The sequence below is a fragment of the Bradyrhizobium sp. UFLA05-108 genome, from assembly GCF_059803455.1.
Genome location: NZ_JBANAZ010000039.1, coordinates 21550 through 34058 on the forward strand (window position 1 = coordinate 21550; position 12509 = coordinate 34058).

The window sequence follows — 12509 nt, forward strand, 5'->3', positions numbered from 1 at the left end:
CCCAAGGAGAGGTACCAGCAATGCAGTTGAATGACGTAGCCGTTCTCATCACCGGCGGTGGTTCGGGCTTAGGCGCCGCGACCGCCCGCGCCATGGCGGCCAAGGGCGCCAAGATCGGCGTGATCGACCAGAGCAAGGAGAACGCCGAGAAGGTCGCGGCCGAGGTGAAGGGCGTCGCGCTTCATGCTGACGTCACCAGCGAGGAGCAGATCAAGGCCGCGATCGCAAGGGCGGAAGCAGCACATGGGGTCGCTCGCGTGCTGATGAACTGCGCCGGCGTCGGCGGCTCGCAGCGCATCGTCGGCCGTGACGGCATCTATCCGCTGGAAAAGTTCGCGCGCATCATCAATGTCAACCTGATCGGCACCTTCAACTGCCTGCGCCTGTTTGCAGAGCGCCTCGTCACGGCAGAGCCGATCGGTGAGGAGCGCGGCGTCATCATCAACACCGCGTCGGTCGCGGCCTATGAGGGCCAGATCGGTCAGATCGCTTATTCGGCCTCAAAAGGCGGCGTCGTCGGCCTGACGTTGCCGGCAGCGCGCGATCTCGCCAGCCAGAAGATCCGCGTCAACACCATCGCGCCCGGCCTGTTCTTCACGCCGCTGCTGATGGGTCTGAACGAAGAGGCGCGCAAGAGTCTGGGCGCCCAGGTCCCGCATCCCTCGCGTCTTGGGGACGCCGCCGAATACGGCGCGCTCGCCGTGCATATCGTCGAGAATGCGATGCTCAACGGCGAGACCATCCGCCTCGACGGCGCCATCCGCATGGCGCCGCGGTAAGCGATGCTCCGCCGCTGTCCCTAAAAGAACGCCGATGCTTCGCATCGGCTATGACGCCGGATGAGGGGTTCTGTCCGCGGAGACAGGCCCCTCACCCAAGCGAATTCCTGGCCAGGGACATACCTGCCCTCTCTCGCAAGGGGAGAGTATACAGCAATCGGCACTCATGCCGTCGATGCAGGAAGTTCACTTCCTCGACAAGCGAAAGCCTGTCTATATCAAGCGCTGAACGAGAATGATCCGCAAAGGACGTTAATTCCGGGAGACGCAAAATGAGTGGGAGCGTGGCGACGGTGATGGCGAAGCCTGCCTTTCGCAAGATCGAATGGCTGCCGCGCGACATCGACGTCGAGCGGCGCGCAGATGGCACGGTGGTGCTGAAGTCGCGCATTCCGCTGCAGTCTTACGAAACGCACATTCCCGCCTCGCTGGCGAAATGGGCGAGGCAAGCGCCCGAGCGCATCTGGCTCGCGCAGCGTGGCGGCCCGGATCGCGCGTGGCGCAAGGTGTCCTACGGTGAAGCCAAGCGGACGGTGGATGCGCTGACGCAAGGCTTGCTCAATCTCGGTCTCGACGGACGGCCGGTTGCGATTCTCTCCGGCAATTCGATCGAGCACGCGCTGATGACGCAGGCTGCGATGCAGGCGCGCTCTCCCGCGGCGCCGGTGTCGCCGGCCTACTCCTTGATGAGCCACGATCACGTCAAGCTGAAGTATCTCTTCGACCTGATCAAGCCGGCCGTCGTGATGGTGCAGGATGGTCCGACTTTCGAGAAGGCGCTCAGGGCGATCGACCTCACCGGTGTCACTGTTGTTCACGTCGCTCGCGCCTGCGAGGACATCAAGAGCGTCAGTTTCGCTGAGTTCGCGGCAACGCCAGTGACGCACGATGTCGACGCGTCGATCGCGAAGATTGCGCCACAGACTGTCGGTAAGCTCCTGTTCACCTCCGGCTCGACCGGCATGCCCAAGGCGGTCATCAACACGCAAGCGATGATGTGCGCGAACGCGGCGATGATGATGCAGGTCCGTCCGCGCACGCCCGGAGGCCCGCTGCCAACCATGCTCGACTGGATGCCCTGGAATCACACCATGGGCGGCAATGCCGCGTTCCATCCGATCCTGGTCGATGGCGGCACGCTCTATATCGACGACGGACGGCCGATGCCGGGCCAGTTCGAGGAAACGCTGCGCAATCTGTGCGAGATCTCGCCGACCTATTACGCCAACGTTCCGGCCGGCTATGCGGCGCTTGCCGCGGCGATGGAGAAGGACGACGCGCTTTGTCGCTCGTTCTTCAAGAACCTCTCGATCATGGCCTATGGCGGGGCGCGGCTCCCGGACGACCTCTACGACCGCATGCAGGCGCTGGCGGTGAAAACCACCGGCGAACGCATCGTGTTCTACACCGGCTGGGGTTCGACCGAGACCGCACCGACCTCGACCGGCACCTATTGGGACACCGAGCGTGTCGGCCTGATTGGCCTGCCGTTCCCCGGCGTCGAATTGAAGATGGTGCCGTGCGGCTCGAAATACGAATTGCGCCTGCGCGGTGTCAACGTCACGCCCGGCTATTTCGGCCAGGCCGAGCTGACCAGGAAGATGTTCGACGAGGAAGGTTTTTACTGCATCGGCGATGCCGGCATCTTCGTCGACGATGAGGATCCCGTGCAGGGCATCATCTTTGCCGGCCGAGTGGTCGAGGATTTCAAGCTCACGACTGGCACCTTCGTGCATGTCGGCTCGCTCCGCACCGATGCGATCGCCGCCGCGACGCCGGTCGTGCATGATGCGCTGGTCGCCGGACAGGATCGTTGCTCCATTGGCCTGCTTGCCTGGCCGAACCTGCATGCCTGTCGCCAACTCGTCGGCAATTCCGAGCTGAGCTTTGAGGATGCCGTGAAGCACCCCGAGGTGATCGCCTGCTTCAGGCGCGGGCTGGAGGCACACAACAGGGAATGCGAAGGCGCGAGCAGCCGCATGATCGCGCGCGCCATGCTGATGGTCGAGCCGCCCTCGATCGACGGCAACGAACTGACAGACAAGGGCTACATCAACCAGCGCGCTGGCCTCGAGCGACGCGCCGCACTGGTGGAGCGGCTGTATGCCGAGAAGCCGGATGAAGGCGTGATCGTGCTGCGATGAAGACTCGGCTCTCTCACCTCGTCATTCCGGCCCATCCCGGACTGACGGCACAAAAATAAATGACAACGAAAAAAGGTAAGCCGCCATGAACTTCGATTTCTCCGACGATCAGAAACAGCTCCGCGACCAGGCGCGCAAATTCCTCAGCGAAAAATGCTCGCCCAAGGCGGTGCGGGTCGTGCTCGATGGCAAGGCGCCTTACGACAAGGACCTGTGGAAAGGCCTCGCCGAAATGGGCTTCCTCGGCGTCGCGATCCCCGAAAAATTCGGCGGCGCGGGCGCCGGCCATCTCGAGCTTTGCGTGATCGCCGAGGAGATGGGGCGCGCGAATGCGCCGGTGCCGTTCTCTTCCACCGTCTACCTCGCCGCCGAGGCGCTGCTGATCGCGGGCAGTGACGCGCAGAAGACAAAATGGCTGCCGGCGATCGCTTCGGGCGAGGCGATCGGCACGTTGGCGCTGTTCGAGGGCAAGGGCAATCCGTCGCCGGCCAATGTTAAACTCAGCGCCTCCGGAGGCACCCTCAACGGCGTCAAGAAGCCGGTTCCCGATGGTGCGGTCGCCAACTTCGCCGTTGTCGCCGCACGCACGGGATCGAGCGGCCGTGATAGCGATATCTCGTTGTTCCTCGTCGATCTCAAAGCCGGCGGCGTGGAGGCCAAGAGCCTCACCAATCTCGATCCCACGCGCGGGCAGGCCGAGCTCACCTTCAAGAACTGCAAGGCTGAACCGCTGGGCGCGGCCGGAGAAGGCTGGAGCATCCTGGCTCAGGTGCTTGACCGCGCCGCGGTGCTCACAGCCTTCGAGCAGGTTGGCGGTGCCGATCGCGCACTGGAGATGGGGCGCGACTACGCGCTCGACCGCATCGCGTTCGGCCGTCCGATCGGCTCATTCCAGGCTATCAAGCACATGCTCGCGGACATGTATGTCTCGGCCACGCTGGCGCGCTCCAACAGCTATTACGGCGCCTGGGCGCTCTCGACCGATGCCGCGGAGTTGCCAGAGGCCGCTGCCGCCGCGCGCATCAGCGCGACGCAGGCGTTCCAGCACTGCGCCAAGAACAACATCCAGGTCCATGGCGGCATGGGCTTCACCTGGGAGTTCGACTGCCACATGTACTACCGCCGCGCCAATGCGCTCGCACTTGGGCTCGGCAGCCTGTCGTATTGGGAAGATCAGCTCATCGACCGCATGCGCAGGAAGAACGCGGCGTAAGCGAGGGATTCGTAGGGTGGGTTAGCGAAGCGTAACCCGCCACTTCTGTTCCCGCGGAAACCAAAGAGGTGGGTTACGCCTAGCGGACTGCGCTTCGCGCAGCCGCAGGGCTAACCCACCCTACGAAGGACAAGAGAAGCGTCATGAACTTCGACGACACCCCGCAGGAAGCCGCGTTCCGCGCCACCGCACGCGCCTGGATCGCCGCGAATGCCCCGAAGCAGTATGAGGACGAGCTGCGTAAATCCTCGCTCGGCCGCACGCAGCTCAGCAACGCTGACATCCTGGAGGTCGCAAAAGCCTGGCAGAAGAAGAAAGCTGATGCGGGCTGGGCCTGCCTGCATTGGCCGAAGGATTATGGCGGCCGCGGCGCCTCGCCGATCGAGCGCGTGATCTGGCAGCAGGAGGAGGGCGTGTTCGGCAAGCTCTCGGCGATGTTCATCATCGGCCACGGCATGTGCGGGCCGACCATGATGGCGTTTGCGCGCGAGGAGCATAAGCGCAACTATCTGCCGCCGCTGGCCTCCGGCGAGAAGATCTGGTGCCAGCTGTTCTCCGAGCCGGCGGGCGGCTCCGACGTTGCGGGCCTGCGGACTCGCGCCGAGAAGGACGGCGACGAGTGGGTGATCAACGGTCAGAAGATCTGGACCTCAGGTGCGCATTATTCCGACTACGGCATCCTGCTCACCCGCACCGATCCCAACGTGCCCAAGCACAAGGGCCTCACCATGTTCTTCCTGGACATGAAGAGCCCGGGCGTCGAGGTGCGGCCGATCAAGCAGGCTAACGGGAATTCCGATTTCAACGAAGTCTATTTCACCAACGTCCGCATTCCCGATCACCAGCGTCTCGGGGAGGTCAATGACGGCTGGAACGTCTCGCTGACCACGCTGATGAACGAACGGATGTCGATCGGCGCGGGCGTTGCCACCGGTTTTCCGGAGCTGTTCGACTATTGCGCGAGCCTGGTGCTCGATAACGGTCCTGCGATCGAAGACCGCAGCGTGCGCTCGAAGCTTGCAAACTACGCGGTGAAGGCGAGCGGCTTGAAATACACCAGCATGCGCGCGATCTCCGCATTGTCGCGCGGCGAGCGCCCCGGGCCGGAAAACTCCATCGGCAAGCTGGTGGCAGGCTCGATGATCCAGGAGGTCGCGATGTACGCGCTCGACCTGCAAGGCGCGGCCGGCGTCGTCAGCAGCCCCGAGGATGCCGAGGTCGCAGGCCGCTTCCAGGCCATGCTGCTACGTGCGCCCGGCACCCGAGTCGAGGGCGGCACGGACGAGATCATGCGCAACATCATTGCGGAGCGTGTGCTGGGCCTGCCCGGCGACATCCGCGTCGACAAGGACGTGCCGTTCAACAAGATCCCGACGAAGGGAAGATGAATTCGTGTCCCGGACGCGATGCAGCACGAAGTGCTGCTTCGTAGAGCCCGGACCTAGAAGCCGCCATGGGCCCCGGCTCTGCAGCGCACCGCTTAGGCGCTGCGCCGCGTCCGGGGCACGAGAGAGGAGAGTTCGAGAATGAATTTCGACGACACGCCGCAGGAATCCGAGTTTCGCGCAACCGCCCGCAAATGGGTCGCCACCAACGCGCCAAAGGAGTTCGAGGAGGAGTTGTCGAAATCCTCGCTCGGTCGCATCCGGCTTGCGAAACACGACATGGTCGAGGTCGGCAAGGCCTGGCAGAAGAGGAAGTCAGAGGCGGGCTGGGCCTGCCTGCACTGGCCGAGGGAATATGGCGGCCGTGGCGCGACGCCGATCGAGCGGGTGATCTGGCAGCAGGAAGAGGGCGTCTACGGCAAGCTGACGCAGCCGTTCCAGATCGGCGAAGGCATGTGCGGCCCGACCGTGATGGCCTGGGGCAGCGAGGAGGCCAAGCGCCGTTATCTGCCGAAGCTCGCCTCTGGCGAGGAGATCTGGTGCCAGCTCTTCTCCGAGCCGTCAGCCGGCTCCGACGTCGCTGGGCTTCGCACCCGCGCGGAGAAGAAGGGCGACGACTGGGTCGTCAACGGCCAGAAGATCTGGACCTCTGGCGCGCACTATTCGGACTATGGGCTCCTGATCGCGCGGACCGATCCCAACGTGCCCAAGCACAAGGGCCTCACCATGTTCTTCCTCAGCATGAAGAGTCCTGGCGTCGAGGTGCGGCCGATCAAGCAGGCCAACGGCATGCAGGAGTTCAACGAGGTCTATTTCACCGATGTGGTGATCCCTGACAGCCAGCGCTTGGGCGCCGTCGGCGACGGCTGGAACGTGTCGCTGACCACGCTGATGAACGAGCGCATGTCGATCGGCTCGCGGCTTGCGACCGGCGTGCCCGAGATGTTCGAATTTTGCTCAAACCTGATGCTGGAGGATGGCCTTGCGATCGACGATCCCGCCGTGCGCTCGAAACTTGCGAGCTGGGCGGTGAAATCGAACGGGCTGAAATATACCAGCTATCGCGCCATCTCGGCGCTTTCGAAAGGCGAGCGTCCGGGCCCGGAAAACTCCATCGGCAAGTTGGTGTCGGGCGTGATGCTGCAGGACATCGCGGCCTACGCGATGGACCTGCAAGGTGCGGCCGGCGTTCTCACTGGCGCCGATGAAGAGACGGTTCACGGCCAGTTCCAGCAGATGCTGTTGTCCTCGCCCTCGATGCGCATTGCCGGTGGCACCGACGAGATCTTGCGCAACATCATCGCCGAGCGCGTGCTGGGCTTGCCCGGTGACATCCGCGTCGACAAGGACGTGCCGTATAACAAGATTCCGACCAAGGGGCGATGATCTCGTACCCCGGACGCGGTGCGGCGCGAAGATTGTAGGGTGGGCAGAGCGAAGCGTGCCCACTATATGCATCGGCGCGGGGGCGCGCCGTTGGTGGGCACGGCGCTGCGCGCCTTTGCCCACCCTACGAACGCCGAACAACGAGAGTTAGTCCATGGATGTCGCAGTGAGTCAGAACCAGAACCGCATTGGCGTGCTCGAAGAGCTCCTCAATGAGCGCTATTCCGTTCGCGCCTTCCTGCCGAAGGAGGTCGATCGCGCGACCATCGCGCATGTCCTGACGACGGCGCAGCGCACCGCGTCCTGGTGCAATAGTCAGCCCTGGCAGGTCGTCATTGCCAGCGGCGAGGCCAAGGAACGCTTCCGCAAGGCGATCTACGAGGAGGCGTCAGGCGGCATCGGCAATGACTACGACTTCACCCCGCCGCGCGAATATGTCGGCGTGTATCTGGAGCGCCGCCGCGAGAGCGGCTTTCAACTCTACAACACGCTGGGTATCGCCCGCGGCGACAAGGCGGCCTACGCAAAACAGGCGCTGGAGAACTACAACTTCTTCGGCGCGCCGCATGTCGCGATCATCCATACCGACGAGCCGCTCGGCATCTACGGAGCGATCGATTGCGGCGCATACGTCTCTAATTTCATGCTGGCCGCGCAGGCACTCGGGCTCGGCACGATTCCGCAGGCTGCGCTGGCGCGCCATTCCGGCCTGATCCGCCGGCATTTCGACCTGCCCGACGATCGCCGGGTCGTCTGCGGCATCTCGTTCGGCTATGCCGACCACGCCCACAAGGTCAACAGCTACCGCACTTCGCGGGCAAGCCTGGCTGACACCGTGAGGTTCGTGGACGAGTGAGTTGCAGACGACGAAAGCCCCGATCGCCAAGATCGGGGCTTCGTTGCCGGACGCTGTCGCTTAGTAGATGCCGTACGCGCAGACGTTCACGATGCGCACGCGCGGGCCGTGGCGGGTGGGCACCACGCGCTCCTGGTAGCAGCCGCTCACGCCAGTGTTGACATAGAGGCCGCCATAGCCCCAGCCCCAGCCCGGACCCCAGTGATGATGGAAGCCGTGGGCCGACGCGGCGCTGGGCGCAACGGCGGCAACGCCGAGCGAACCGGCGGCGACGAGACCAAGTGCAAGCTTGCGAAACATTCTCTTCTCTCCAGTGTGGCACGAAGCCATTGTTGTGTCCCTGCATCTCGGTCGGCATGACCGCGAAACGCGTTCATTCGCGCTGGCAGGAATCGTGTTTCTGTACTGTTTCGTGGGGAGAGAGGGGCGGGCCGGCCTTTAGGTTTTGCGCGTCGCGATGCGGCGTCACGCGACGTTCCGACGGCGAGCAGCGGTTATCTGCATGAGGGTGGCGTCACCATCTCTTCTCCGTCATTGCGAGCGCAGCGAAGCAATCCAGAGTCTTTGCGCGGCGACAATCTGGATTGCTTCGCTGCGCTCGCAACGACGTGTGGGAGGCAGTTGCGCCTCAATCTCAACTCGTCGTCCCGTGCGCGCCAAGCGCGAGCCCGGCATCCATAATCACAGGAAGCGGTCGTGGCGCGAGATCGTGGTTGCCGATTTTGCCGAAGTCAAAACCGCGGCGGCCGTTTTTCCGCGAAGGCCTTGATGCCTTCCTTGATCTCGTCGCCGCGCATGCTCTCGCGGTGACGCTGGTCGGCGGCCTCTTCATCGAGCGCGCCGCGGGCGAATTCGTTGATGGCGCGCTTCATGCCGCGCATCGCGATCGGCGCGTTGCCAGCGAGGATATTGGCGAGCTTGTCGACTTCCTCGTCGAGAAGCTCTGATGCCACCATAGCGGTGAGATAGCCGATGCGCAGCATCTCCGGCGCGGTAATCTTCTGCGCGGTCAGGAACAACATCTTGGCGTTGTCGACGCCGAGCCGCGTCACATAACGCTTGATGCCGCTGGTGTAGTAGTGAAGTCCCAGCCGTGCAGCAGGCATGAACATCTCGGCGGTGTCGGCGCCGATACGGAAGTCGCAGGCGAGCGCAAGATCGGTCGAGCCGCCATAGACGCCGCCGTTGAGTCGGCAGATCGTGGGCACGCCGAGATCCTCCAGGCGGTTGACGACCACCTCGAACGCCGAGCCCGCGCTCTGCTGCTCGCTGGCGCTCACTGCGCGCTCGGCCACCGAATTGAGATCGTAGCCGGCGGAGAAGGCGCGCCCGGTGCCGGTCAGCACCAGCACGCGGATCGCGGGATCGGCCTCGATCCGGTCGAACAGTTTCAAGAGCTCGGCGAGATCTTCAGCCTGCAACCGGTTGAGATGCCTGGGACGGTTGAGGCGTACGGTGGCACGCGCGCCGTCGATGTCGAGCAGGGGCGTGCTGGCGGTCTCGGCCGCATCCGACATTGCCGTCTCCATCTACTTGTTTTCGAGTGCGCGGCGTTTGGCTTCGGCATCAATGGTCTCGGCGAGATCGGGATGCCGCGCCATCAGCACGCGGAAATCGACGAGGTCGAGCACGAGCAGCCGCGAGACCTTGACGGTCGTGACGTTGGCACCGCGCACGTTGTTGCCGAGCAGCGCCATCTCGCCGAAGAATGCGCCTTCGCCGAGCGCCACCTTCTTGCCGGGCAGATCGACCTCGACCTCGCCGGAGGCGATGAAATACATGCAGTCGCCCTGCGCGCCCTTCCTGATGATCATGGTGCGGGCGGGCAAATCCATGGTGCGCAGCATATGGGTGACGTCGGCGATCGCGGACGGTCCGAGAGCGGCAAAGAACGGCACCTTGCTGACGGTCTCCCAGGTCTTGAGGAAATTGTCGCGCCGCGTCTCGGCGGCGAAGCCAGTCGCCAGAATACCGGTCCACAGGCCGAACACCCCAAGGCCGGAGATCATCACCAACGCTGCTACCATCCGCCCGAGCGGCGTCACCGGCACGACGTCGCCATAGCCCGTCGTCGTCAGCGTCACCACCGCCCACCATAGTGCCGACGGCACGCTGCCGAAGGTCTGGGGCTGCACGTCGCGCTCGAGGAAATATTCAGCAACGGAGGCGAGGAACACCACCATCAGGAAGATCACGAGCACGCTGAGCAACGGTCCCGATTCCAGTACCAGCACGCGGCGAAGCTGGCGCAGGCCCGGAATGCCCGGCACGACCTTCAGCACCCAGAGTACGCTGAGGAGCCATGCCGTCTTGGGTTCGACACCCAGCACCAGCGCGACGGGCACCGCCAACGCCCCGATCGCATCGACCAGTCCGCTCGAGGACAGCACGTAGAGCCCCAGTCGCTGCTGTCTTGCCATGTGGCGCAACCGGACCAGCCATTCGAACACGAAATAGGCCAGGCACGCCCACAGCACGGCGTTCGCCCAGTGATGCGCGGTTTCATAGGCCGGGTTGACCGTCAACAGCATCATGGTCACGACGCCGACCGTGACCGCGACATAGGCCGCCGTGGTCATGTTCCGGCCGGCCGTCGCGGCCACGAATTTCGCCAGAGGGGGAATCAACGGCTTAGACATACGGGATTGAGGTCCGGTCTTGGCTGGAATGCCGGTCCCGGTTGGGACGGTCGCGCCAAAGTGCCTGCGCGGACGGGGGCCGTCAACGATCGGACGCTGACAGCATTATCGCGGCCTGCCTTGCAAGCCGCAATCATGGGCCGAAATGGAGGAGACCGTTACTTGAAATGCGGCGGCTCGTCGTAGCCGCGGCGGCTCGAGAAGAACAGCAGCGCCATGAGCCCGACGCCGACGATCACCGAGAAGCCCGCGCCCAGCGCGAGCGCAATGTAACCTTCCGTCGGAATCGGCTCACCGTCGGCGGACAGGGCGGAGTAGGCGAAATACCCGACGCCAGCGAGCATCGCGAGCAGGATGATGATGAGCAGTGCACGCATGGCCGATCTCCGGTTGCGCGGAGCATCAACGGTTGCAGGTCAAGTCAGTTCCCGATGCGCGACGCCGTCGCGCGCGCAGGTTCCCTGCGCTGCGTGCGAGGTCAGGCCTCACGCACTGTGTGCGGTCTTCACCACCACCACGTTGGTGTCGTCATGTGCAGCGGCTTCGCGCGCCGAGGCCTCGCTAGCGTGCTTCTCGGCATCGCCTGCGTGCCGCTTCAAATGCTCGCGCCGCATGCCGATCTCGTCGCGGACGAATTCATAGCCGAGCTTGAACGTATCGAGCCCGTCGGTACTGATCGTGCCGTCTCTTAATCCCACCACGGCTCTGCGCAGGATCGCTTCGAGCTCGTCTGCCAGGCACTCGAGCTCATCGAGCGAATGGGCATGCTCGACGCGCTCGCCGACATCGAGGATGGCCGTGGAGAGCTCGCTGGCCTTCTCCGGTGCGATCCTGGTGACCTTGGCGTAAATTGCCGCGAAGATCGAGCCGATGACGCTGAGCGCGCCGGCGCCCAGATACATCATGTCGCTGTATTTATCCATAAACGACTTGGTGTCATCGTTGATGTAGTCGGCCGCGCCCTGGTGCGCCATGACGAAGGCGTCCTTGTCGACGGAAGCCGGCTCGATCCGGGTGGCGAATCCACTTTCGAGGCCGAGCTCGGACTTGTTCTCGTAGACGATGCGCGCGAGGTCGCCTGCGGTGGACAACGACATCTTCGACTGTGCGACCAGCAGCCATTCGAGCCCGATCGTATCGAGATCGTCGTCGGGAATCTCCGGCGAGGCCGACAGCGTGCCCGCGGTCAAGGTCTCCTCGGAAATGCCGGGAATCTTGCGCGCCAGCGCCTTGGCCTCGTCGATCGCGTTCAATGTGAAGCCGCCGCGCTTGGCGACCTGCTCATAGGCCTTGTCGCGCACCGCCTTGGAGGCGTGGACGATGGCGATCACCGCGGAATAGCCGCTAGCGGGCGCCAGCAGCTTGTCCAGCGTTACGCCCTGCGGGGCCATCTGCACGCGTGCCGCAGCGTCCGGCGTGTCGGGGACGTCGAGGATGCTGCGGACGAAGGCGAGCGAATTGTCGTTCTCGGCGAGCACCGCGACCTTCTTCTTTTTCAATTCCGCGAGCGACTTGACCTTCTTGTTGCCGGGGCCGAGCAGCAGCACGAGATCATGCTCGAGGATGGCGAGCGCGCGCGCCCGCGGCGGCACCTTGCCGTCGGTGCGCAGGATGGCGAGATCGGCCTGCTTGCGGTCGAATTGGGCAATCGCTTTGGCGTTGTCAGGATTGTTGACGATCTTGATCCGGAACCGGGAGGCATTGTTCTTGAGCACGGCGGCGAGCTTGTTGGCGAAACGCGCCTCGTCGCTGTTGGCATCGCCGACGGCAAAGATCAGGGTCTCCGAATTGCGCAGCATGGCCCGGCCGCCCCAGACGGTGGCCAGCGACAGGATCAAGGTCAGCACGACATACAGCACGACCTGCTGCTGATTGGTCTTGATGACCTTCGGGCGCGACGGCGGGGACTGCTCGGGCGATGACATCTGGCCTTCAGCACTCATGGCCGGCCTTATCCTTGCATGGCGGCGGCCGGCTTGCCGGCAAAGGCCGCTCGAAAATTCGTAAGCGTCTGAAAAAAATACGATAATCCTCTGCCTGAGGATGATAGCTCTCTGGCGGCAGAATGCAAATTTCGAGCCGCGGGTAACGTTACCGCGAGGGGGCG

The 12509-nt window shown here is 63.9% G+C and carries 11 protein-coding genes; 6 read left to right on the plus strand and 5 right to left on the minus strand.

Annotated features, from left to right (window positions below):
- The first annotated feature begins 20 nt into the window (after window positions 1-20).
- The 6 genes from SO140_RS26315 to SO140_RS26340 all read left to right on the plus strand — a co-directional run bounded on the left by SO140_RS26315 (window position 21) and on the right by SO140_RS26340 (window position 7763).
- On the plus strand, window positions 21-779 hold the full coding sequence (locus SO140_RS26315; protein ID WP_449379419.1) for an SDR family NAD(P)-dependent oxidoreductase: 759 nt from the start codon (window positions 21-23) through the stop codon (window positions 777-779).
- Between the two features lie 272 nt (window positions 780-1051).
- On the plus strand, window positions 1052-2923 hold the full coding sequence (locus tag SO140_RS26320; protein ID WP_474799496.1) for an AMP-binding protein: 1872 nt from the start codon (window positions 1052-1054) through the stop codon (window positions 2921-2923).
- Between the two features lie 85 nt (window positions 2924-3008).
- Entirely contained in the window at window positions 3009-4136 is a 1128-nt protein-coding gene (locus SO140_RS26325) for an acyl-CoA dehydrogenase family protein (RefSeq protein ID WP_449379417.1), read from the plus strand.
- Between the two features lie 143 nt (window positions 4137-4279).
- Window positions 4280-5524: an acyl-CoA dehydrogenase gene (locus tag SO140_RS26330; RefSeq protein WP_474799494.1), complete on the plus strand. Its 1245-nt coding sequence runs from the start codon at window positions 4280-4282 to the stop codon at window positions 5522-5524.
- 138 nt (window positions 5525-5662) lie between these two features.
- Window positions 5663-6907, plus strand: a complete 1245-nt coding sequence (locus SO140_RS26335; RefSeq protein ID WP_449379415.1) for an acyl-CoA dehydrogenase — start codon at window positions 5663-5665, stop codon at window positions 6905-6907.
- 154 nt (window positions 6908-7061) lie between these two features.
- A complete protein-coding gene (locus tag SO140_RS26340; RefSeq protein WP_449379414.1) occupies window positions 7062-7763 on the plus strand; it encodes a nitroreductase in 702 nt (233 codons plus the stop codon).
- Between the two features lie 60 nt (window positions 7764-7823).
- Here SO140_RS26340 and SO140_RS26345 read toward each other — a convergent pair whose 3' ends face one another.
- From SO140_RS26345 to SO140_RS26365, 5 genes are all read right to left on the minus strand, one after another.
- A complete protein-coding gene (locus SO140_RS26345; RefSeq protein ID WP_449379413.1) occupies window positions 7824-8063 on the minus strand; it encodes a hypothetical protein in 240 nt (79 codons plus the stop codon).
- A gap of 431 nt (window positions 8064-8494) precedes the next feature.
- Window positions 8495-9280, minus strand: coding sequence for an enoyl-CoA hydratase/isomerase family protein (locus tag SO140_RS26350; RefSeq protein ID WP_449379412.1), 786 nt, complete (start codon window positions 9278-9280; stop codon window positions 8495-8497).
- 12 nt (window positions 9281-9292) lie between these two features.
- Window positions 9293-10402: a cyclic nucleotide-gated ion channel gene (locus SO140_RS26355; RefSeq protein WP_449379411.1), complete on the minus strand. Its 1110-nt coding sequence runs from the start codon at window positions 10400-10402 to the stop codon at window positions 9293-9295.
- A 158-nt stretch (window positions 10403-10560) separates the two neighbouring features.
- Complete coding sequence (locus SO140_RS26360) at window positions 10561-10779, minus strand: hypothetical protein (protein WP_449379410.1); 219 nt, start codon at window positions 10777-10779, stop codon at window positions 10561-10563.
- A gap of 108 nt (window positions 10780-10887) precedes the next feature.
- Window positions 10888-12345, minus strand: a complete 1458-nt coding sequence (locus SO140_RS26365) for a TAXI family TRAP transporter solute-binding subunit (protein ID WP_449379409.1) — start codon at window positions 12343-12345, stop codon at window positions 10888-10890.
- Between the last annotated feature and the right edge of the window lie 164 nt (window positions 12346-12509).

What these genes read in the sequence shown, in the direction of transcription:
- SO140_RS26325 (WP_449379417.1), top strand. Translation starts at nt 3,009, where the DNA reads ATGAACTTCGATTTCTCCGACGATCAGAAACAGCTCCGCGACCAGGCG.
- SO140_RS26365 (WP_449379409.1), bottom strand. Translation starts at nt 12,345, where the DNA reads ATGAGTGCTGAAGGCCAGATGTCATCGCCCGAGCAGTCCCCGCCGTCG.
- SO140_RS26345 (WP_449379413.1), bottom strand. Translation starts at nt 8,063, where the DNA reads ATGTTTCGCAAGCTTGCACTTGGTCTCGTCGCCGCCGGTTCGCTCGGC.
- SO140_RS26330 (WP_474799494.1), top strand. Translation starts at nt 4,280, where the DNA reads ATGAACTTCGACGACACCCCGCAGGAAGCCGCGTTCCGCGCCACCGCA.
- SO140_RS26335 (WP_449379415.1), top strand. Translation starts at nt 5,663, where the DNA reads ATGAATTTCGACGACACGCCGCAGGAATCCGAGTTTCGCGCAACCGCC.
- SO140_RS26340 (WP_449379414.1), top strand. Translation starts at nt 7,062, where the DNA reads ATGGATGTCGCAGTGAGTCAGAACCAGAACCGCATTGGCGTGCTCGAA.
- SO140_RS26360 (WP_449379410.1), bottom strand. Translation starts at nt 10,779, where the DNA reads ATGCGTGCACTGCTCATCATCATCCTGCTCGCGATGCTCGCTGGCGTC.
- SO140_RS26350 (WP_449379412.1), bottom strand. Translation starts at nt 9,280, where the DNA reads ATGTCGGATGCGGCCGAGACCGCCAGCACGCCCCTGCTCGACATCGAC.
- SO140_RS26315 (WP_449379419.1), top strand. Translation starts at nt 21, where the DNA reads ATGCAGTTGAATGACGTAGCCGTTCTCATCACCGGCGGTGGTTCGGGC.
- SO140_RS26355 (WP_449379411.1), bottom strand. Translation starts at nt 10,402, where the DNA reads ATGTCTAAGCCGTTGATTCCCCCTCTGGCGAAATTCGTGGCCGCGACG.
- SO140_RS26320 (WP_474799496.1), top strand. Translation starts at nt 1,052, where the DNA reads ATGAGTGGGAGCGTGGCGACGGTGATGGCGAAGCCTGCCTTTCGCAAG.